The following is a 21,516-nucleotide window of genomic DNA, read 5'->3' as shown; positions in this document are numbered from 1 at the left end:
GCCATTTTTTACCCTTAATGGATAAAGGCAGACAGACTGACAATGTCGCTCACCGGAGTGATGCTGTTATCAGCGAAGTTGATGATGTTGTTGGTGAAGTTGACAGTCCACTTACCCTCAGCATCTTTTACACACTCACTCAGACCAGCGTAAGCAGTGTCTTCAGACAGTTGGATAATCTGGAATGGTTCTGCCGCCAGCGGAGTAATTTCCCGCTTAGCAGCACCGTCTACAGACAGAGTCCACATACGCCATTCCAGACCGGCATTGCAATAAACTTCCGGGTCCAACATATCGATTTGATCGTTGTCCGGCTTGTCAACACAGACCATAGACTGTGCACCAGCGGTGTAATAGGAGTCCGTATCCCAGCTATTGAAGAACGGCATTTCCATAATACCGGCATTGTCACGGTTTACTTGGCACTGTGTACTCAGCAAATATTCACCTGACTTAGCCCAGATATAGGTAATTGGCAATACATCACCAAGAGCCGCATCGTGGGTATAGTCAGAGAACTGCTCCAGTGACTCCACACCGTCTATGGTAACTACGTGGAACAATCCACCGTTATTGGCTACTACCACCCGGCCATCGTCAGCCAGCCAGAATCCTGAATTACCGCGATACAGAACTTGGTTGTTGTGAGTGATGTAGTCGTTATCACCACCTACAGCACCGTGCTCAATGCGATATTCCTGCTTATCAGCTGTAAACAGAATATTGCCAGCAGGACCTTGGGAACCGTAAGTGGAGACGTAGTCACTCCGATACTCTTTACTGACGGCACCGTTAGTCCAATCGGCAGACAGACTATACCACTTACCGTCACTCAGTAGCACGATCGGGTCATTACTCCCATTGTGCAGGCTGTTGGCCGGGATCACGTACTTGTACGCCTGGTTCAAGAAAGCATCACGCAGTGCCAGTCGTTGCACTTCGATCATCTTCCCGGTGGAGAACTGCACCAGGTACTGGCGGATTTCCACAGAGCTATTGGTATTGACCTTGACTGCCAACTCCAGATACACCGCGTCCGGGGTGATTTGAATCACCGAGGTCGGGTTAATCTTTTCGTCGTAGCCAGTGGTAGTACCGTCCTCGGCAGTCAGCTCGAAGTGGATACGAAACTCCTTGCCGCCCTCGTCCGTGGCATACAGACCAACGCTCGGGTCGATCTGCTCACCGTCTTCGGGGGTCACGATCTCGGCCTTAGCAGCTTTCAGTGCCATTCGGTTGCTACTGGCCACACTCTTCACAGTGAGGCTCACCGGGTTGTTGATTGCGGTCATATACAGACCTGCTGCGCGGGTAGGTTCAGTTGGTTTCTCGCTACCGCCAGAACCGCCACCGCCGCCACAGGCTGTGAGTAACAGTGTGGTAAGCAATGGGTAAAGCAACGTGGCTCTCTTTTTCATCGTTATACTTCCTTGATAATTTTGACTCTACGTCGGAAGGCGATTCGTACGAATCGCACTGGGGTAATCTTAGGGGCTGACTGCGACAATCTATGTCGCATTGATTTGTCTAATGGCTGAAGGGCGAACCAACACAGGGCGTTTCATGAACATCATGCGCTGGCCTTATACCTCAATCTTTACAACCACCCTCGCTCTGCCATTGACACCCTGCCTTCAGTGCCGATCACCAGATGATCCAGCACGCGGATCTCGACGGTGGCCAGTGCAGCTCGGAGTGTTTCAGTAAGGGTGCGGTCGGCGCGACTAGGCTCGGGCAAGCCGGATGGGTGGTTGTGTACCAAGATCACCGCCGCCGCGTTGCAGGCCAGCGCCGCCTTGACTACTTCGCGCGGGTAGACTGACGCGGCATCCAGCGTGCCTTGAAATAACTCTTCAAACTTGATGACGCGGTGCTGACTATCCAAAAACAGGATGGCAAATACCTCCCGCTCATAACCTTGTAGCAGGGTCTGCAGGCAACTGTAGGTAAGGCTTGGCGAGGTGAGCGCCTTACCCTTAGTGACTCTAGCGCGGGCCAGCCGGTTGGCCATAGCCAGGATTTCCTCGGCAGTGGCGGGCTCAGTCAGGATATAGGTGCCTTGGGTTTCTCCGGCTTTGAATTTGTTGTGGCTCATGGTGAGTTCTCCATAGAAAACGCCACCTCCGGCGTCAGTACTGAAGGTGGCGTTGTCGTGAATGCGGTTAGGTACAGCTCAGGGCTGTGCTGAATGTGTTCATCTGACAGTAGAGCCAGAAGTTGTTCTCCCAGAGCTGGTACAGCTCGATGGCGTCATCGTGCTGCAGTACGCCCAGATAGATGTGGGTGAACTCGGGGCTTAGAAAATCAAAATCCAGCTCCTTGTTGAGCTCGGCCCAATCGCCATAGCCTTGGTAGCTAAAGTCGGTGATGGTATCGAACAGCCAGCCGTTGAGACCGCGCACCAGCAGGATTTCCACGGGGTGATAGCCGCCTTGGGTGGCTGAGTAGTTGGGGTCGTTGAAGCGAAAGGTAAGTGCCGTCAGCGGCTCCAGATTGATGGATTGCTCGCTCACCATCTCGGCCAGTTGGGATTTCAGCCAGGGGCTGACGGGCAGCAGTTGGCCTTCCGCCTGAAAGGGAATGGTCATGGTCATCTCCTGAGTATTTGGAATGGGGTTAGTCGGTCAGCCAGTCGAAGAGCTTCTTGGCGCCGTAAAGCGCGGTTCCGGCTATGGCAATGGGGACGGCCACTGGGGCTGCGCTGGCTAGAGTTAATCCGCCCGCAACAATCGCTGCGGTCTGTGAGGCGGAAGGTAAAGCCGTTGTCACCGCAGTCGCTATCGCGGTCTCGCGCAGTGGATGGGCCACGGCCATGGTTTCTATCGGGACAACCGGCAGCCGTGGGAGCACCTGGCTGCCGACGGCAAGTCCGGTTTCTACCAGCCTTTGCACCTGCGCACTGTAGTGAAAGCCCTGGATACACCAGGTCACGAAGTGCTCGCAGTTGTTGAGTAGGGCGCTGTAATGAGCCTCACCCAATCGCGACCAGGCCCGCTCGACGCTTTGCTCAGGGGCGTAGCGGCGTAGGCTGTGATTGACGACGCGGCAAGGATGGCCGTTGCGGAATACGTCCAGCGAGGTCAGCACCACTTGCCCGGACTCCTCTCCGGACGAGTAACCGGCGTAGTGGATGACTTCGTTATTCCCGACATAGAGCCCGTGATGGGTAAACCCCGGACGCGGGGAAATCAGGTGGTCACCTGCTTGCATGATGGTTCTCCTTCAATTCAATAAATAGAAAACGGCCCAAGGTCTCCCGAATCAGGGGAGACCTTGAGCCGTGTATGCCGTTGAGTATTTGGGTGTGGTATTAGCCGAGCGAGGCGGTTGTTGTGGTGCTGGGTGTCTGATTGCTGGTCGGTGAAGCGGAGCCCAGCTTGCTGGTCAGTCGGGACTGACGGATGGGTGTCGTAGGTTTAGTTTTAACAGCCGTAGGTGCAGGCGATGCCATGTCGCTGGTCTGCGCCGGTGGGTTTTCCGTTTCGGCCTCGGGATAAAACTCCTCCAGCATCTGCGGGATATCTTCCTCGGTTTCCTCGAACTGACCATTGCCCAGCAGCGCTCGGGCCATGGACTCCAGCGCTTCGGTATCCACTCCGGCCTCTTGCTGGCGCTCGGCTTCCTGTCGGGCAGCCGACACGCTTTGCGCCAAGGTGCTGTCATCGCGCAACGTCAGGTCCACGTAGTAGACCGGCGTGCGGTACGAGAGGGTGGTGCTCTTGGCGCGCAGACGCAGCAGCAATGGTAAATAACGGGTAGCCTGACCGCTCACCGCCTCGAAGTAACGCAGTCGTGCTGCCAGGGTGCGAACCGAGTTGTAACCGGTGGTGCGAAAGATAAAGCTACCCAGCTCATCTTGCTGACCATCGACTTGCACGTTTAATCGGCCATAGAGCTTGCAACCGGCTTGCTTGGCAAACGGACAGCGGTCCGGGCCGGGGCAGGCCATCTCTTCCAATCCTTCAGCGGTGACCCGTCGCGCCGTCTCACCATTACCAACACACACCGGTCGGCCGCTGCTGCGGTCAAAGGCGCTGTACTCGGCTCTCAGATTCAGCTCAGAGTCATTGAACAGCAACCGCACCGGGATGGCTCTGAGTTTGCCGTTGGCGGCCTGCTCGCTGTACTGCTGATGCAGGGGATGTAAGACCCAGCCATTGCGTCCCTGTACCTGGGTGGTCAGGGTAAAGCTGTCATCCTTCTCCGGTACCCACTTCTCACCCTTTTGCACCAGATGGCCAATGCTGATGCGCCCAATCACGGGGGGAGTAATCGCCAGTCCTTTAATCATGATGCGCTCCTCCTGTCGGTCTGAATGACAAAGCGGCGACTCCCCGCAACCGGCTTGCTGTACTGCTGCACGATTTCCGGATGCTCGGTACTCAGTCGCTCGATGTCCGGAGCAATCCGGTCTTTGGTTTTCTTCCAAGTCACTTTGCCACCGGCGAACAGTGCCGTGGTGGCATCCCCCAGGGCGTTCTGTACCCGCTGCTTGAGCTGGGACTCCTGAGCTTCGGTCTGCTCCTTGATGTCGCGAAGTTTGAGCAAGTCGGTAAACAACTGACAGAACTCGGCCGAGTCGGTGAAATCCACCGACAGGCCATTGTCCTGCGGGTAGAGCCATTGCAGTGCTGAACCGGCATCACTCGAGCCATCGGGCTCGGGTTGCACATCGTCGGTAACACAGCGCCAGAACACAGCCTCACGAGCCAGCAAGTCGGCCATCTTGTTCTCATCGCGCTCGATGCGATAAATGCGAAAATCCTGCCCACCAATCAGCACGGCGACATCGGCCCAGGCGAGGCCTGTTACCGCTAGCTGGTGCAATACCTGACACTGATAGGCCACCGGCACGCCCTCTTCCCACTGAGGGGCCGAGTGGTAACTGGCAGTCTTGATTTCGAGAATGCCGGTGCCTTCCGGCAGGCCCACCACCTCGCGGTCGAGATTGGCCAGCAGATAGGGATACTCCGGATGCTGCAGTACAGCATTCACGCGCCTCACTTTGCGGCCGGTGCGCTCGGCGTAGACCGACGCCAATACCGGCTCCAGGACCGTGCCCCACAGCACGGCCTCTTTGCTGGACAAGTCCTCGGGCTGCTTGCGCCCGGTTTTCTCCAGCCACAAGCTCAGAGCACTCTTGTACGGTGATAGCCCCACGGCCACGGCGGCATCGGACGAACCAATGCCTTGCTGGCGGATATCAAGCCACTCCTCACGGGACAAGCCGACAGTTGAGGCCAGACGGATAGCCTGGCCATAGCGTTGTTGTTTCATAACGGACTCCAAAACAAAACGCCCCGACAAGCCGAAGCCTGCCGGGGCGATAAATGACAAAAGGAAGTTCAGATGCGGGTAGATGCGCGGGTATAAACGCAGGTAGAAAACCAAACCCAGAGACGATTACTGCAGCAACGCCAGTGCCTGGGTCATCGCCTGTTGCTTAAGCTGAGCGCCTTGCCCGAACCAGGCGGAATCCAACCGGTAATCCTGATTACGCGCCCGGCGCCGATGGTCCACAAACTCGGTCATGGCATTGACCAGTCCCCAGGCGGTATTGCGACTGGACGAGAGCGTTGAACCCAGCCCAGTGCCCTGATACAGACTCAGAACCTGCTGAAGGGTGCGGGAGGGCTCCGGCGCTGACGGATTACCCTCATCGGCCAGCGGCTCACCCAGTACGGTGCGGAAATAGGCATCGGCTTCACTGCGTGATACTGGTCGCTGACTCAGGTCTTTGAGTGAGCGCATAAAGCTGTCCCAACTGGACAGCCCCAGACCGAGCGCATTCTTCACCGCTGCCGCATCAAACTGTGTGGAGTGCGGCACCTTGACGGCACCCTTGCTATCACCGGTCGCCATCTGCAGCGTGTTGTTGCATACCACCCTGACGGAAGTGAACTGTGCCGTGGTACACAGCGAACCATCGCAGCTGGTAGCCAGCAGCAGATAAGCCTTAACGGTGTCCCCGCCGCGCAATGCCGACTCTTGACCGGTACGCGCCAATGCCCACAACTTGCGCCCGCCCTTCAGCACGCCCGCCGTCTCCAGCTCAAACCCTCCGGCCTTGACCAAATCCTTGTAGAAGCCCAGCACCTCATCCGGCTGAACTACCTTGTAACGGTTCGACACCACCGACAGCGGTGCCAGCGTATCGGAGCGGTACAGTACCTTGGCATCTGTATGAGGCCGAATATGCAGGCCATCCGGAGCGACATTAAACAGCACATCGCTTTGCGCGATATGCCAATCCATCCCGGCCTCAACCAGCCAGGTTTGCAACGGTTGATGGGCACTCAGGCGATTGCCCAGACCATGCCAAGGCGTATCACCAACATACGCCATCGATTCGACGAGATGAGCCATAGAGCCTCCTGTGAACATGAAAATCACGCGCCGGAAGAACAGTTCCTCCGGCGATCCACAGGGGTGATATAGGTTTGAAAATTTTTAGCGTTGTTGAGTCTGTAACGTTTAGTCAGTCATGACTTGATGAGTACTATGCGAAGGAGACTGAACAGATGAATATGCAGTGCCTCAAAAAGAGCGCGTCGTTACTATGGGGCAAATAAGCGTAGGTTAAAGCGTGGTTTGTGTGGTTTTAATTGATTAATTTGTATAAAAATCAATATTAAGTCACCTATGCATCATGGGCGTGTGGGCGCTGAGATTGGCGCCTGGCGCGGTGCCGGTAGCTTGGTGTTGTGCGGTCATGTGCGATTCCAGAAGGGGCCTCTGCGGGCCAGTGTCTGCGGTGATGAGCCTTGAACTTGATGGCGCCATTCTACACATAAGCAGCGCGGCGGGGGAGGTCGGGTTCCGGGGTTGTCTCTGGCTGAGCGGGTCTGGGTGCTGCACCTCGATGTCGGTGGGGGTTTGCCCGGCGGTTGCGGGCGGCAGTGACGGGATCGCATAATGTGCCTCTTGAACGAATCAGCAGGAGCCGTAATGAAACTGGACGCAGAGATAGAGCACCTCGCCATCGAGCTGGGTAAGGCCCTCGGTCAGCGCGGTTGGCTGGCGGCGACTGCCGAATCCTGTACTGGCGGCGGGGTGGCGACGGCTATTACCGACATCGCGGGCAGCTCCGGCTGGTTTGATCGCGGTTTTGTCACCTACACCAACGAAGCCAAGCAGCAGATGCTGGGGGTGAGCGGCGAGAGCCTTGAGCAGCACGGCGCGGTGAGCGAAGCCGTGGTGCTGGAGATGGCCCGCGGTGCGCTGGCCCACTCCTCTGCCGCCATCAGTGTCGCCATCAGCGGCATCGCCGGCCCTGGCGGCGCGACACCGGGCAAACCGGTCGGCACCGTCTGGTTCGCCTGGGCCGACCGCAACGGTCGTCACCACTCCCTGCTGGCCCGTTTCGACGGGGATCGCCGGCAGGTACGCCAGCAGGCGGTGAGACAGGCCTTGTCGGGTCTGTTGGCCCTGCTCAGATAAATTGGGCTTGATACTGTATGAATAGACAGTATACTTAGCCCAACTTCATTTTTACTCACGATTTCCAGCGGAGATTGGCATGGATCAGAACAAACAGAAGGCACTGGCGGCTGCGCTGGGTCAAATCGAAAAGCAGTTTGGCAAAGGCTCCATCATGCGTCTGGGCGACAGCAAGACCATGGATATCGAAGCCATCTCCACCGGCTCCCTCTCTCTGGACGTGGCGCTGGGGATCGGTGGTCTGCCGTGCGGTCGTATCGTCGAGATCTACGGTCCGGAATCTTCCGGTAAAACCACGCTGACCCTGCAGGTGATCGCCGAAGCGCAGAAAAAGGGCAAGACCTGTGCCTTCGTCGATGCGGAGCACGCGCTGGATCCCATCTATGCCGCCAAGCTGGGCGTCAACGTCGACGACCTGCTGATCTCCCAGCCGGATACCGGTGAACAGGCGCTGGAAATCTGCGACATGCTGGTGCGCTCCAACGCCGTTGACGTCATCATCGTCGACTCCGTGGCAGCCCTGACCCCGAAAGCGGAAATCGAAGGCGAGATGGGGGATTCCCACGTCGGCCTGCAGGCTCGTCTGATGTCCCAGGCGCTGCGCAAACTGACCGCCAACATCAAGAACGCCAACTGCCTGTGCATCTTCATCAACCAGATCCGGATGAAGATCGGCGTCATGTTCGGCAGCCCGGAGACCACCACGGGTGGTAACGCGCTCAAGTTCTACGCCTCCGTGCGTCTGGATATCCGTCGCATCGGCGCCATCAAGGAAGGTGACGAAGTGGTCGGTAACGAGACCCGTGTCAAAGTGGTCAAGAACAAGGTGGCCCCGCCCTTCAAGCAGGCCGAGTTCCAGATTTTCTATGGCGCCGGCATCTCCAAAGAGGGTGAGCTGGTGGATCTGGGCGTCAAGCACAAGCTGATCGACAAGGCCGGTGCCTGGTACAGCTACAACGGCGAGAAGATCGGTCAGGGCAAGGCCAACGTCATGAAGCTGTTCGCCGAGAACAAGGCGATGGCTGGTGAAGTAGAAGCCCGTTTGCGCGAGCTGCTGCTCTCCGGTGCCGTACCTGTCGATGACAAGGCTGCGCCGGTTGAGGCAGAAGAGTTCGATGCCGAAAGCGAACAAGAGTTCGAATAAGGAACAAAGGAAGGCCGGGTTGATACCCGGCCTTGTTATTTATGGTTGATGAATCTGCTGACAAACCGGTCGAACTTACCTTTGAAGAGCAACTGGCGGCGGCCCGCGCCTTTGCCATGCGCAGTCTTGCTCGCCGCGAAAGCGCCGAGTCCGAGCTGGCCAGACGGCTGCGCCAGCAGGGCTATCAGGAAGAGGTGATCGAGGCGGTCGTCGATTATTGCCGGGGTTACAACTGGGTCAACGACGAGCGCTATGGCGCCATGGCGGTAAGAGCCGGGGCGGCCAAGGGGCACGGTCCCATCAAGATCCGTTTCGAGCTGCGCCGCAAGGGGCTGGATGACAACCAGATTGACGCCGCCTTCGAGCAGCCAGAGCTGGACTGGTTTGAACTCGCCCTGGCGCTGTTGGCGCGGCGAGCCAACGTGGCCGACCTTGCCGATTTCAAGCTGCGGATGAAATGGCTCAAATACCTGCTGGGACGCGGCTTTACCCAGGAGCAGGGACGCTATGCGTTGAGCGCCTTGCAGGAGCGCGAGCTGTAATCACTCCGTTTCTGCTCTCCTGCAAGCTGTTTCAGCCTGCTGATGACCTGCAGGGGGATGGTGGCGTACTTGCTAGCCCCAGCAGCCAAGATTGTCATGGCGCAGTTCTGCATTTCACAGAATGTCTTTTGCTCGGGTTGTCCGTATCGTCTTTCCCGTCGCCACCATGGACATGATTGCATGTCCTTTGCCGCGGGTGTCTGTGGATTCAGCAACTTGCATCTTGGTGGCAGACGCGGTGGAAGGCTCCTCGGCGGCAGGCCGATTTTCCGCTGCCATCGGCCCAAACCATGGCTGAAAACGCCCCGCTTTGTCTCCCTTTTCTCCCAGCCCCCATTTATGCGCGCTTTTTCACCCGTGGCGGCCCTGTCCGTTTTACTTTACCCCGCAGAAAACTTACATTAATGCGGTTAAAAGTCCGTATTCGAATCAAGCAGGATTTTCCATGTATATGTCCACGTCAGAGATTCGCGCCGCGTTTCTCGAGTATTTCCGTTCCCAGGGGCACCAGGTTGTCTCCTCCAGCTCGCTGGTACCGCATAACGACCCGACCCTGTTGTTTACCAACGCGGGTATGAACCAGTTCAAGGATGTGTTCCTTGGCGCAGACAAGCGTGCCTACAATCGCGCGACGACTTCCCAGCGTTGCGTGCGTGCCGGTGGTAAGCACAACGATCTGGAAAACGTCGGCTATACCGCTCGTCACCACACCTTCTTCGAAATGCTGGGCAACTTCAGCTTCGGCGACTACTTCAAGCAGGATGCCATCAAGTTTGCATGGGGCTTCCTGACCGAGGTGCTGCAACTGCCGAAAGAGCGCCTGCTGGTGACCGTCTACGCGACTGACGATGAAGCCTTCGACATCTGGGAAAAAGAAGTCGGTGTACCGGCCGATCGCATCGTGCGCATCGGTGACAACAAGGGTGCACCGTACGCTTCCGACAACTTCTGGGCGATGGGCGATACCGGTCCGTGCGGTCCCTGCACCGAGATCTTCTACGACCACGGCGATCACATCTGGGGTGGCCGTCCCGGCTCACCGGAAGAGGATGGCGACCGTTTCATCGAGATCTGGAACGTGGTGTTCATGCAGTTCAACCGTCAGGCTGACGGCACCATGGAGCCGCTGCCGCGTCCGTCCGTGGATACCGGCATGGGTCTGGAGCGTATCTCCGCCATCATGCAGGGTGTGCACTCCAACTATGAAATCGACATCTTCCAGGCGCTGATCAAGAAAGCGGCCGAGATCGTCGGCACCAACGATCTGAGCAACCAGTCCCTGCGCGTCATTGCCGACCACATCCGCTCCTGCGCCTTCCTGGTGGCAGATGGCGTGATGCCCTCCAACGAAGGTCGTGGCTATGTGCTGCGTCGCATCATCCGCCGCGCCGTGCGTCACGGTCGCAAGCTGGGTGCCACCGAAGTGTTCTTCTACAAACTGGCTGCCGAGCTGGCGGCACAGATGAAGGATGTCGCTGCCGAGCTGATTGCCCAGCTGCCGCTGGTCGAGCGGGTGCTGCGCATCGAGGAAGAGCAGTTTGTCCGCACTCTGGACAGAGGCCTGCTGCTGCTGGAAGACGTGCTGGCCAATCTCGGCGACGCCAAGGTCATTCCGGGTGAAGTGGTGTTCAAGCTGTATGACACTTACGGCTTCCCGGCCGACCTGACTGCCGACGTGGTGCGCGAGCGCGAGATCGGCATCGACGAAGAGGGCTTCAAGGCCGAGATGGAGAAGCAGCGTGCTCGCGCGAAAGAGGCTTCCAGCTTCGGCGTGAACTACAACGAGATGCTCAAGCTCGACTTCGAGACCCCCTTCACCGGTTACAAGACCCTGACCGAGCGCACCCGTGTGGTCGGCATCTACAAGGGTGTGGACGAGGTGAGCGGTCTCATCGCGGGTGACGAAGCTGTCATCGTGCTGGAGCAGACCCCCTTCTACGCCGAGTCCGGCGGCCAGATCGGCGACAGCGGTACCCTGAAAGTGGACGACGGCATCTTTGCCGTGACCGATACCGTCAAAGCGGGCAAGGCGATCATCCACAAGGGCTACATGGAGCTGGGCACCCTGGAGAAAGGGGCCGAGGTCGAAGCCGTGGTCGATGGCGAGCGTCGCCAGGCCATCGCCCTGAACCACTCCGTGACCCACCTGCTGCACGCTGCCCTGCGTCAGGCGCTGGGTGAGCACGTGACCCAGAAAGGTTCTCTGGTGGGCGCCGAGCGCATGCGCTTTGACTTCTCCCACTTCGAGGGGATGACCATGGCGACCATTCGCCGGGTCGAGGAGCTGGTCAACAACCAGATCCGCGCCAACCACGAAATCACTACCCAGCTGATGGATCTGGAAGCCGCCAAGTTAGCCGGCGCCATGGCGCTGTTTGGTGAGAAATACGAAGACGACGTGCGGGTGGTGCGCATGGGCGACTACTCCACCGAGCTGTGCGGCGGTACTCACGCCAAGCGCACCGGTGACATCGGCTTCTTCAAGATCATCGCCGAGAGCGGCATCGCCGCCGGTGTGCGCCGTATCGAAGCGGTGACCGGCAAGGCCGCCATCGACTTCATGCATCAGGTCGGCGAGCAGATCGAAGAAGCTGCCGCACTGGTGAAAGGCGACCAGTTCTGCATCGCCGACAAGGTACGTCAGGTACTGGACAAGGCCAAGATGATGGAACGCGAGCTGGAGCAGCTCAAGGCCAAGCTGGCCGCTCAGGCCGGTAACGACCTGCTGGGTCAGGTCATTGAGATCAAGGGTCAGAAGGTGTTGGTTGCAGCGCTGGAAGGGGCCGATCCGAAATCCCTGCGCGGCATGCTGGACGAGCTGAAGAACCAGATGAAGTCCGGTGTCGTGTTGCTGGCCACCAGTGGCGAGGGCAAGGTCAACCTGATCGCGGGCGTCACCAACGACCTGACCGGCAAGGTTAAGGCCGGTGAGCTGGTCAATCTGGTCGCCCAGCAGGTGGGTGGCAAGGGCGGCGGTCGTCCCGACATGGCCCAGGCGGGTGGTACCCAGCCCGAGGCGGTGCCGGCAGCGCTGCAATCCGTACACTCCTGGCTGGAAGAGCGCCTGTAATAGGGCGAGGTGATCTGTGGCACTCTATGTACAGAAGTACGGCGGCACCTCGGTCGGCACGCTGGAGCGGATCGAGGCGGTAGCTGAGCGGGTCGAGCAGACCCGCGCCCAGGGACATGACGTGGTGGTGGTTGTCTCCGCCATGTCGGGCGAAACCAACCGGTTGCTGGGCATGGCCCAGCAGCTGGATCCTGATGCCAACCGGCGCGAGATGGATGTGCTGGTCTCCACCGGTGAACAGGTCACCATAGCGCTGCTGGCGATCGCGTTGAACAAACGCGGTTGTCCTGCGGTCTCAATGACCGGCGATCAGGTTCGCATTCATACCGATTCCGCCTATGGCAAGGCGCGCATCACCCACATCGACACCGAGCAGGTTCAGGCTGAACTGGGCGCGGGCAAGGTGGTGGTGATCGCCGGCTTCCAGGGCCGTGACGAGCACAATGCCATCACGACGCTGGGCCGCGGTGGCTCTGACACCACGGCGGTTGCCGTGGCGGCGGCCATCAAGGCCGATGAATGCCAGATCTTTACCGATGTGGATGGGGTCTATACCACGGATCCGCGCATCGAGCCCAAGGCGCGCCGTCTCGATACCATCACCTTCGAGGAGATGCTGGAGATGGCCAGTCTCGGCGCCAAGGTGCTGCAGATCCGTTCGGTGGAGTTCGCGGGCAAGTACCGCGTACCGCTGCGGGTGCTGTCGAGCTTTGTCGATGGAGAGGGAACCTTAATCACATATGGAGGTGAGAGGATGGAAGCTCCCCTGGTATCCGGGATAGCGTTCAATCGCAACGAGGCGAGCCTGACCATTCTGGGTGTGCCGGATCGGCCCACCGTGGCCGCGCAGATCCTGAATCCGATCAGCGATGCCAACATTGATGTCGACATGATAGTGCAGAACACGCTGGGCGATGGGACCGCCGACTTCACCTTCACGGTGAATCGCGATGACTATCGCCGGGCGCGCGCCCTGCTGGAGGAGACCGCCAGCGAGCTGGGGGCCGCCTGCGTGCAGGGCAACGGTGAGATCGCCAAGGTTTCCATCGTCGGAGTCGGGATGTGGAACCATCCTGGCGTCGCCCGCACCATGTTCAAGGTATTGGGCGAGGAGGGGATCAACATGCAGTTGATTTCCACCTCTGAAATCAAGATATCCGTGGTGATTGACGAGAAGTACCTGGAGCTGGCAGTGCGTGCCTTGCACTCCGCTTTTGGGCTGGATCAGGAGCCTCATGAGCAGCCCTTGGGAAACAATCCCTGATTGATTTAGTTTCAACCATTTACCATATCGGTATCTTTGTAAGATAATGTCGCATATCGATATAAATACAAAACAGGATACAGGAGCAAGCGAATGCTTATTTTGACTCGTCGTGTAGGGGAAACCCTGATGATTGGTGACGAAGTGACTGTCACCGTACTGGGCGTAAAAGGCAATCAGGTTCGTATCGGTGTGAACGCACCGAAAGAGGTCTCCGTACACCGCGAAGAGATCTACCAGCGCATCCAGGCCGAGAAAGTTCCGGGCCAATCCGGCTTCTAAGCGGCGTTAATGGCTGTGACAAGGCGACACCTCATGTGTCGCCTTTTGTTTTTCTGGGGTGCAGAAAATCGTGTCGCGGGGAGCAAAAGAGCGGGATAAGTGTCGATATTGCTTGAATATTCCACGCTTTGACCAAATGCTGAGCGAACGCGCTTTTTTCTCCAAAAAAGTGTTTGACTAAAAATCCCTGTGAAGTATTATCAGCCCCGCAAACGGAGAGGTGGCCGAGAGGCTGAAGGCGCTCCCCTGCTAAGGGAGTATGCGGCTTATACCCGCATCGGGGGTTCGAATCCCCCCTTCTCCGCCATTTGCGCCCGTAGCTCAGCTGGATAGAGTACCTGGCTACGAACCAGGTGGTCAGAGGTTCGAATCCTCTCGGGCGCACCATATTAGACTCACGATGAGTCATGTACTGGCAATCAGCAAGCCGGTACACCTGAAAAAGGCTTACTGTTGAGTAAGCTTTTTTTATCGCTTTAAATCAGGGCGCCCGTAGCTCAGCTGGATAGAGTACCTGGCTACGAACCAGGTGGTCAGAGGTTCGAATCCTCTCGGGCGCACCATTTAAAGCAAAATCAAAAGTTTATGAGCGCCCGTAGCTCAGCTGGATAGAGTACCTGGCTACGAACCAGGTGGTCAGAGGTTCGAATCCTCTCGGGCGCACCATTTTGAAAGCAGTACCAAAAGTTTGTGAGCGCCCGTAGCTCAGCTGGATAGAGTACCTGGCTACGAACCAGGTGGTCAGAGGTTCGAATCCTCTCGGGCGCACCATATTGAAAGCAGTGCCAAAAGTTGATGAGCGCCCGTAGCTCAGCTGGATAGAGTACCTGGCTACGAACCAGGTGGTCAGAGGTTCGAATCCTCTCGGGCGCACCATACAGAAGACAGCCTCGACCTCGGTCGGGGCTGTTTTTTTATATGGCCATGCCGCCGGAAGAGCTGACACGGCTCAGCTCTTGGTCTCCTCCTTTTGGCTCGACAGCCGTCATCCGTCTCGGCCTCAGCCCAACAGCAGCGTGACGAAGGCTCCTATGCCTGCATGACGCGCTCCCCTGTCGCGTACCATTGCCCATCTCCTTCCCCCTTTATGCTCACGCCATCGCCTCGTATAGCCGTCTTTTGGCCTGAGGCAATCGTCCATCCTCTTGTGTGATTGCTGGGCCCAGATGGGCGCAGAGGCGATTTGCGGGCAATAAAAAAGGATGCCGCAGCATCCTTTTTCATCCCCGTGGTACGGGATCAGCTTTTCAGCCACTTGCGAATGCGGTTGGCATCGCCGACCGGGGTGCGTTTGCCCACCGAGTTGAGCAGCACGATGGCCAGCTCGCGGTTGTCCGGCTTGGCGCGCATCAGCAGGCAGCGGCCCGCCTCGTCGGTAAAGCCGGTCTTGGAGAGGCGCACGTCCCAGTCCGGGTTCTTCACCAGCGGGTTGGTGTTGTTGAACATCAGGCTGTAGGCAGGGGTGCGAAAACGCATGTCCTTGCTGGTGTCCTGGGTGAACTCGCGGATCAACGGCTGGCGATAGGCGGCGGCGATGAGCTTGGCCAGATCCTGGGCGGTGGAGACGTTGCGAGTCGACAGGCCGGTGGAGTCATAGAAGCGGCTGTTGCGCATGCCCAGCTGCTTGGCCTTGTTGTTCATGGCCCGCACGAAGGCAGGGCGCCCCCCCGGATAGTGACGGGCCAGCGCCGAGGCCATCCGGTTCTCCGACGACATCAGTGCCAGGTGCAGGGCATCGCGGCGTGATACCTGGGTACCCATGCGCACCCGCGAATAGGTGTGTTTGATGGCGTCTCTGTCGTTCTGATCGATGGTCAGGGTCTGGCCGAGATCCTGGCGGGCATCCAGCACCACCAGTGCCGTCATCAGCTTGGTGATCGAAGCGATGGGGCGGACCCGGGTGGCATTCTTCTGGTACAGGGTCTTGCCCGTACCGACATCCATCACCAGCGCGCTGCTCGATTGCAGCTGCAGTTTGGCCGGGTTGGGGGCAGCCAATGCTGCTGGCAATCCCAGCAGTCCAACCAATGCATAAACCAGCGCCATAGCGCTAACCCGACACCGCATACTACCGACTCCATTCACGTCGAAAAAAAAGGCGCTAGATTCACTCATTTTTACCCTCGCTTGACAAGAGTGCCAGCGGGTAAATCGCCATTATTTAGCTAAAAAAAGGGCCATCTTGCGATGGCCCTGTGTATTTGTCTCAATCCCGTGGCGCACTGGCTTTGCGTTTGCTCAGCCAGCGCCAGATCAGCGCGATGAGACCGCCGACCAGCAGCACGATCGGCAGGCATAGAATGATGCTGAGGAACTGGGACTGATACTCGGACGCCAGCTTGGTGTGGCTCAGGAAGTAGCCAAAGCCGACCAGCGGGCAGATCCACATGATGGAGCTGACCAGATTGACGATAAGAAAGCGCCCCTGCGGCAGCTCGGTCGCGCCGACGATATAGGGGTAGGCGGTGCGCACGAAGGCGATGTAGCGGGCGGTGATCAGGGTCACGATGCCGTATTTGTCGAGCAGATAGTACACCTTCTGCTGGTGCTTCTCTTCCACATGGGACAGCAGCCGGTGGTAGAGCTGGGTGTGGCCCAGGAAACGCCCCTGCATGTAACCGAGCCAGGTGCCGACGAAGGTGGCCAGGATCAGCAGCGGGATCACCCCAAGAGAGAGCACGTCCTGATAGATGAGCACGCCGGTCAGGATCAACAGGCTGTCGCCGGGCAGAAAGGCGGTGGGGATGAAGCCATTCTCCAGCACCAGAAACGTCAATAACACGCCGCAGACCATGAAGGCCATCTTGGGATCGGATAGCGTCACCAGATCCTGATGCATAAAGGCGTGAGCCAGTTGGTAAAACTGCTCCATAGTTGCAAACTCCGCAGGTTAGCTGGGTTGATCAAGCAAGGGCATGGCCAGCACCTTGTCGATGCGCAGACCATCCATGTCAACAATTTCCAGTTGCCACTGTTCCAGCGTGACCAGATCTCCGGTCTGGGGAACGCGGCCAAGGAGCAGCATGATAAGCCCTCCGAGGGTGTGATAGTGATGTTTTTCTTCTTCCGGTAGCCGAACCAGTCCCAGACAGTCCTTCAGCTCAGGCAGCGGAATGAGGCCGTCGAGCAGCCAGCTGCCGTCGGTACGCTGGAATGCCCAGTTGTCGTCGCCGTCCTCCTGCTGGAAGTCGCCGGCCAGGGTCTCCAGCAGATCCTGCTGGGTAACCAGCCCCTGCAGCTCGCCATATTCGTCCACCACCAGCACCATGTGCTCGGAGTGGGTACGGAAGTGGTTGAGCAGCTCGAGGCCGTTGAGGGTCTCCGGCAGCAGGCTGCCATCCTGGGTCAGCGCCGCCAGATCGATGGGCTCTCCCTTGATGTAGGCGTGCAGCACCTTGCTGACGTTGATGATGCCCACCAGTTCCGACAGGCTGCCGTCACAGACCGGGAAGAAACTGTGGCGATACTCCACCAGTCGCTGCAGGTTCACCTCCAGCGGCAGGGCGAGGTCGAGATAGCGAATGTCGCTGCGCGGCACCATCAGTGACGAGAGGCTGCGCTCGTCGAGGCGGAACACATTCCGTAACATAGTGTGTTCGTGATCCTCGATGATCCCGGCCTCGGAGCCTTCCACCAGCATGGCGTGGATCTCCTCCTGGGTCACGTTGGCGCCACCGTCCTGGCTGACGCGCAGGATGCGCAGACTGGCCTTGGTGGAAGCCGACAGCAGCCAGACGAAGGGGCGGGTAAGGGCAGCCAGCCACATCATGGGGCGGGCCACCAGGCAGGCGATGCGTTCGGCGCTGAGCTGGCCGAGCCGCTTGGGCACCAGCTCGCCGATGACGATGGAGAGATAGGTGACCACCACGATGACCAATACAGTGGCGAGCAGGCTGCTGCTCTTGGGAGCCATGCCCCACTCCTGCAGCCAGAGTGCCAGTGGCTGGGCCAGCAGAGATTCGCCGTAGATACCGTTGAGCAGACCGATACTGGTGATGCCGATCTGCACCGCGGAGAGAAAATGGGTCGGATCTTCACTCAGTTTGAGGGCGATGGCGGCAGAGCGGCTCCCTTCGCTGACCATCTTGCTGAGGCGGGCCTTGCGCGCGGTGACGATGGCGATTTCCGACATGGCGAAGACGCCATTAAGCAAAATCAATCCAAACAGGATCAATATTTCCATACAGCAACAGCACTCCGAGTAGAAAAGATCGCTGGCAGTGTAATGAATTTGGGGGCGATGCGCTTGTGAAAGCGGGTGATTTGGCTCGCTAATTTTGCATGAAGAAGCGCAAAAAGCGCGGGGTGGCGGCGGGCGGGCAATAAAAAGCCCCCTGCAGGAGGGGGCTTCTACCAAGTGAAATCCGGCTTACAGCGCGGCGATCTCGGCCTGCTGGGCTTCCAGCTTGGTCAGCTGGAGACGGTAATCTTCCAGCTTCTCGCGCTCCTTGATGATGACCGCTTCCGGCGCCTTGGCGACGAAGGCTTCGTTGCCGAGCTTGCCTTCGATGCGGCCGCACTCGCCGACCAGACGGGCAACCTCTTTGGCCAGACGAGCCAGCTCGGCATCCTTGTCGATGAGACCGGCCATCGGGATCATCAGCTCGGTGGCACCGATCAATTTTTTGACCGACAGCGGGGCGGTTTCACCGGCCGCCAGTACGCGGATGGATTCCAGACGGGCCAGCGACTTGAGGAAGGCCTCGTTGTCGGCTGCGCGCTGGGCATCCTTGGCATCGCACTGGAGCAGCACGTTGAGCGGCACGCTCGGTGCCACGTTCATCTCGGCGCGGATGTTGCGGATGCTGACGATGAACTCCTTCACCCACTCCTGATCCGCCATCGCGGCTTCGTCCACCTTGGCGGCGTCGAATTCCGGGAAGGCCTGAATCATGATGGTGTCGGCGTGCACGCCGGCCAGCGGGGCGACCGATTTCCAGATGGTCTCGGTGATGAACGGGATGATCGGGTGGGCCAGGCGCAGCAGGGTCTCGAGGACGCTGACGAGGGTGTGGCGGGCAGCGCGTTGCTCGGCCTCGGAACCCTTGGTCAGTACCGGCTTGGTCAGCTCCAGATACCAGTCACAGAACTGGTTCCAGATAAATTCGTACAACACGCCGGCCGCGATGTCGAAGCGGTAGGTATCGAGGGCGGTGCGGAAGTCACGAATGGCCACTTGCAACTGGGACTGGATCCAGCGATCCGCCAGGCTGAACTGCATCTCGCCACCGTTGAAGCCACAATCCTGATCTTCGGTGTTCATCAGCACATAGCGGGAGGCGTTCCACAGCTTGTTGCAGAAGTTGTTGTAGCCATCCAGGCGCTTCATGTCCCAGTTGATGTCACGACCGGTAGAGGCCAGCGCTGCCAGGGTGAAGCGCAGGGCGTCGGTACCGTGGGCTTCGATCCCTTCCGGGAACTGCTTGGCGGTACGCTTGCCGATCTTCTCGGCCATCTGCGGCTGCATCATGTTGCCGGTGCGCTTCTCCAGCAGATCTTCCAGCGAGATGCCGTCGATCATGTCGAGCGGGTCCAGCACGTTGCCCTTGGACTTGGACATCTTCTGGCCTTCTTCGTCACGGATCAGGCCGGTGATGTAGACGGTCTTGAACGGGACTTGCGGCTGGCCGTTTTCGTCCTTGATGAAGTGCATGGTCATCATGATCATCCGGGCAATCCAGAAGAAGATGATGTCGAAGCCGCTCATCAGCACGTCGGTCGGGTGGAAGGTCTTGAGCGCCTCGGTATTGTTCGGCCAGCCCAGGGTGGAGAAGGTCCACAGGGCGGAGCTGAACCAGGTGTCGAGCACGTCTTCGTCCTGACGCAGCACGGTCACGGACGGGATGCTGTGCTTGGCGCGCACTTCATCTTCGTTGCGGCCCACGTAGACGTTGCCGGCATCGTCATACCAGGCCGGGATGCGGTGACCCCACCACAGCTGACGGGAGACGCACCAGTCCTGAATGTCGCGCATCCAGGAGAAGTACATGTTTTCGTACTGTTTCGGCACGAACTGGATGCGGCCATCTTCCACCGCCTCGATGGCGGTCTTGGCCATCGGCGCCACGCGCACGTACCACTGGTCGGTCAGCATCGGCTCGATGGGCACGCCACCGCGATCGCCGTAAGGCTGCTGCAGCACGTGATCCTTGATCTCGGCCAAGAGGCCCAGCTCGTCCAGCTTGGCGACGATGGCCTTGCGGGCGGCGAAGCGCTCCATCCCGGCGAACTCGGTCGGCAGGGCGGCGTCATAGGCGGTGCTGGGGTTACCGTTGCTGTCGACCACTTCGGCCTCGGCACGCACGTGGGCGTCCAGGGTGAAGATGTTGATCATCGGCAGGTTGTGGCGCTTGCCCACTTCGTTGTCGTTGAAGTCGTGGGCCGGGGTGATCTTCACGCAGCCGGTGCCCTTCTCCATGTCGGCGTGTTCGTCGGCGACGATGGGGATCAGTCGGTTCACCAGCGGCAGCAGAATGTGCTGACCGATCAGCGCCTTGTAGCGCGGGTCTTCCGGGTTTACCGCGACGGCGGTATCACCCAGCATGGTTTCCGGACGGGTGGTGGCGACGATCAGGTGATCCTGGCCTTCGGCAGTCTTGGCGCCGTTGGCCAGCGGGTAGCGCAGGTGCCACATGTGACCCTTGATCTCGCGATTTTCCACTTCCAGATCGGAGATGGCGGTGTTGAGCTTGGGATCCCAGTTCACCAGACGCTTGCCGCGGTACATCAGGCCATCTTCGTAGAGACGGACGAACACTTCCTGCACGGCGGCGGAGAGGCCTTCATCCATGGTGAAGCGCTCACGCTCCCAATCTACGGAGTCACCCAGACGGCGCATCTGGCGGGTGATGGTGCCGCCGGACTCTTCCTTCCACTGCCAGATCTTGTCGATGAAGGCTTCCCGGCCGTAATCGTGGCGGGTCTTGCCCTCTTCTGCGGCGATCTTGCGCTCAACCACCATCTGGGTGGCGATACCGGCGTGGTCGGTACCCGCCTGCCACAGGGTGTTCTTGCCCTGCATGCGGTTGTAGCGGATCAGGGTGTCCATCAGGGTTTGCTGGAAGGCGTGACCCATGTGCAGGCTGCCGGTGACGTTCGGCGGCGGGATCATGATGCAGAAGGAGTCTTTGCTGGTGTCGCCGTGGGGCTTGAAGTAACCCTGGGCTTCCCAGTGCTGATAGAGCGCCTGTTCGATGGCGTTGTGATTAAAAGTCTTTTCCATGGTCTCGCCGTATTCTGGATGGATGGATTCTGGTGTTGATTCGTCGTGGATCGAGGGTGGCACAGTCAGGGCTGCGCCGGATCCGGTGCGGCAAGGACGGGCTGATCCCTCATCTCGAGGGCGTGGCCTGCCTGGCGATAGTGCTTGTAGCGCTCGCGGGCTTGCTGCTTTTGCGTTTCGTCAGTGGGGACAAAATCTACCACTTGAGCGAAGTGTCCTGCAAACAAAGGTGTCTGTTTGGCCAGATTGATGAGGCGGGCATAGCGCCGCTTCGGCGGCTGATGACCGATCTCCACCGGTGCCTGACCGCTCTCGCCCTGCAACTGGTGCGGCACGAAGCGCTCCGGCGGCAGCTGCCACAGCAGCTCGTCGAGGCGCAGGGCCTGCGCTTCGTCGTCGCACAGCAGGTATAGATGGCCCGCCCCCCAGCTATCGGCTACGAGCTGGCAGGCGAGGCGTTCGACGGCCGAAGCCTGCGCGTCATCCTGCTCGCTCATCAGGTAAAAGGTCACTTGGCTCATCAGGTTGATCCCGTTTGCGGTGACGGACTAT

General features: G+C 58.9%; 18 protein-coding genes and 6 tRNA genes. 12 read left to right on the top strand and 12 right to left on the bottom strand.

Annotation, left to right across the window (positions count from 1 at the left end):
* Positions 1 to 14: 14 nt before the first annotated feature.
* The 7 genes from C2U40_RS18925 to C2U40_RS18895 form a co-directional block, all read right to left on the bottom strand.
* Positions 15 to 1,418, bottom strand: coding sequence for a hypothetical protein (locus tag C2U40_RS18925; RefSeq protein WP_103827398.1), 1,404 nt, complete (start codon positions 1,416 to 1,418; stop codon positions 15 to 17).
* A 179-nt stretch (positions 1,419 to 1,597) separates the two neighbouring features.
* The gene (gene radC, locus C2U40_RS18920) at positions 1,598 to 2,095 is read right to left on the bottom strand and encodes a RadC family protein (RefSeq protein WP_103827399.1); all 498 of its coding nucleotides are present in this window, start codon (positions 2,093 to 2,095) and stop codon (positions 1,598 to 1,600) included.
* A gap of 67 nt (positions 2,096 to 2,162) precedes the next feature.
* On the bottom strand, positions 2,163 to 2,588 hold the full coding sequence (locus C2U40_RS18915) for a DUF2787 family protein (RefSeq protein ID WP_103827400.1): 426 nt from the start codon (positions 2,586 to 2,588) through the stop codon (positions 2,163 to 2,165).
* Positions 2,589 to 2,616: 28 nt separating this feature from the next.
* Complete coding sequence (locus C2U40_RS18910; RefSeq protein WP_103827401.1) at positions 2,617 to 3,210, bottom strand: lecithin retinol acyltransferase family protein; 594 nt, start codon at positions 3,208 to 3,210, stop codon at positions 2,617 to 2,619.
* Between the two features lie 100 nt (positions 3,211 to 3,310).
* Positions 3,311 to 4,291, bottom strand: a complete 981-nt coding sequence (locus C2U40_RS18905) for a recombination directionality factor (protein ID WP_103827402.1) — start codon at positions 4,289 to 4,291, stop codon at positions 3,311 to 3,313.
* The gene (locus tag C2U40_RS18900; RefSeq protein ID WP_103827403.1) at positions 4,288 to 5,277 is read right to left on the bottom strand and encodes a YqaJ viral recombinase family nuclease; all 990 of its coding nucleotides are present in this window, start codon (positions 5,275 to 5,277) and stop codon (positions 4,288 to 4,290) included. Before C2U40_RS18900 ends, C2U40_RS18905 begins: the two co-directional genes overlap by 4 nt.
* A gap of 126 nt (positions 5,278 to 5,403) precedes the next feature.
* A complete protein-coding gene (locus tag C2U40_RS18895; RefSeq protein ID WP_103827404.1) occupies positions 5,404 to 6,366 on the bottom strand; it encodes a DUF932 domain-containing protein in 963 nt (320 codons plus the stop codon).
* A 582-nt stretch (positions 6,367 to 6,948) separates the two neighbouring features.
* On the opposite strand from C2U40_RS18895, the gene pncC reads away from it, so the two are divergent.
* From pncC to C2U40_RS18835, 12 genes are all read left to right on the top strand, one after another.
* Complete coding sequence (gene pncC / locus C2U40_RS18890) at positions 6,949 to 7,440, top strand: nicotinamide-nucleotide amidase (protein WP_043164601.1); 492 nt, start codon at positions 6,949 to 6,951, stop codon at positions 7,438 to 7,440.
* A gap of 79 nt (positions 7,441 to 7,519) precedes the next feature.
* Positions 7,520 to 8,584 (top strand): recombinase RecA, encoded by a 1,065-nt coding sequence (gene recA / locus C2U40_RS18885; RefSeq protein WP_011707431.1) that lies wholly within the window; start codon positions 7,520 to 7,522, stop codon positions 8,582 to 8,584.
* A gap of 41 nt (positions 8,585 to 8,625) precedes the next feature.
* A complete protein-coding gene (locus C2U40_RS18880; RefSeq protein WP_011707430.1) occupies positions 8,626 to 9,126 on the top strand; it encodes a regulatory protein RecX in 501 nt (166 codons plus the stop codon).
* 445 nt (positions 9,127 to 9,571) lie between these two features.
* Positions 9,572 to 12,196 carry an alanine--tRNA ligase gene (alaS, locus tag C2U40_RS18875; RefSeq protein ID WP_103827405.1) on the top strand — a complete coding sequence of 875 codons (2,625 nt, stop codon included), beginning with the start codon at positions 9,572 to 9,574 and terminating at the stop codon, positions 12,194 to 12,196.
* 16 nt (positions 12,197 to 12,212) lie between these two features.
* Positions 12,213 to 13,460 carry an aspartate kinase gene (locus C2U40_RS18870; RefSeq protein WP_011707428.1) on the top strand — a complete coding sequence of 416 codons (1,248 nt, stop codon included), beginning with the start codon at positions 12,213 to 12,215 and terminating at the stop codon, positions 13,458 to 13,460.
* A 93-nt stretch (positions 13,461 to 13,553) separates the two neighbouring features.
* Positions 13,554 to 13,742, top strand: coding sequence for a carbon storage regulator CsrA (gene csrA, locus C2U40_RS18865; RefSeq protein ID WP_005305164.1), 189 nt, complete (start codon positions 13,554 to 13,556; stop codon positions 13,740 to 13,742).
* A 214-nt stretch (positions 13,743 to 13,956) separates the two neighbouring features.
* Positions 13,957 to 14,049: transfer RNA gene (locus C2U40_RS18860), tRNA-Ser, on the top strand.
* Between the two features lie 3 nt (positions 14,050 to 14,052).
* Positions 14,053 to 14,129: transfer RNA gene (locus tag C2U40_RS18855), tRNA-Arg, on the top strand.
* A gap of 99 nt (positions 14,130 to 14,228) precedes the next feature.
* Positions 14,229 to 14,305, top strand: a tRNA-Arg gene (locus C2U40_RS18850).
* A gap of 26 nt (positions 14,306 to 14,331) precedes the next feature.
* Positions 14,332 to 14,408, top strand: a tRNA-Arg gene (locus C2U40_RS18845).
* A gap of 28 nt (positions 14,409 to 14,436) precedes the next feature.
* Positions 14,437 to 14,513: transfer RNA gene (locus tag C2U40_RS18840), tRNA-Arg, on the top strand.
* Between the two features lie 28 nt (positions 14,514 to 14,541).
* Positions 14,542 to 14,618 (top strand) — tRNA-Arg (locus tag C2U40_RS18835).
* Positions 14,619 to 14,981: 363 nt separating this feature from the next.
* On the opposite strand, the gene pbpG is transcribed toward C2U40_RS18835, so the two are convergent.
* The 5 genes from pbpG to C2U40_RS18810 all read right to left on the bottom strand — a co-directional run bounded on the left by pbpG (position 14,982) and on the right by C2U40_RS18810 (position 21,485).
* The gene (pbpG, locus tag C2U40_RS18830; RefSeq protein ID WP_011707427.1) at positions 14,982 to 15,809 is read right to left on the bottom strand and encodes a D-alanyl-D-alanine endopeptidase; all 828 of its coding nucleotides are present in this window, start codon (positions 15,807 to 15,809) and stop codon (positions 14,982 to 14,984) included.
* A 139-nt stretch (positions 15,810 to 15,948) separates the two neighbouring features.
* Entirely contained in the window at positions 15,949 to 16,614 is a 666-nt protein-coding gene (locus C2U40_RS18825) for a DedA family protein (RefSeq protein ID WP_016352045.1), read from the bottom strand.
* Positions 16,615 to 16,632: 18 nt separating this feature from the next.
* Positions 16,633 to 17,925: a hemolysin family protein gene (locus C2U40_RS18820; protein WP_029302168.1), complete on the bottom strand. Its 1,293-nt coding sequence runs from the start codon at positions 17,923 to 17,925 to the stop codon at positions 16,633 to 16,635.
* Positions 17,926 to 18,111: 186 nt separating this feature from the next.
* On the bottom strand, positions 18,112 to 20,964 hold the full coding sequence (locus C2U40_RS18815; RefSeq protein WP_158656455.1) for a valine--tRNA ligase: 2,853 nt from the start codon (positions 20,962 to 20,964) through the stop codon (positions 18,112 to 18,114).
* Positions 20,965 to 21,029: 65 nt separating this feature from the next.
* The gene (locus C2U40_RS18810) at positions 21,030 to 21,485 is read right to left on the bottom strand and encodes a DNA polymerase III subunit chi (RefSeq protein ID WP_103827407.1); all 456 of its coding nucleotides are present in this window, start codon (positions 21,483 to 21,485) and stop codon (positions 21,030 to 21,032) included.
* Positions 21,486 to 21,516 lie beyond the last annotated feature (31 nt).

Source organism: Aeromonas sp. ASNIH4 (assembly GCF_002934425.1).
Taxonomy (GTDB): Bacteria; Pseudomonadota; Gammaproteobacteria; order Enterobacterales; family Aeromonadaceae; genus Aeromonas; species Aeromonas hydrophila.
Note: the sequence above shows the minus strand (reverse complement) of the source record. Positions and strands in the feature narration are given on the sequence as shown.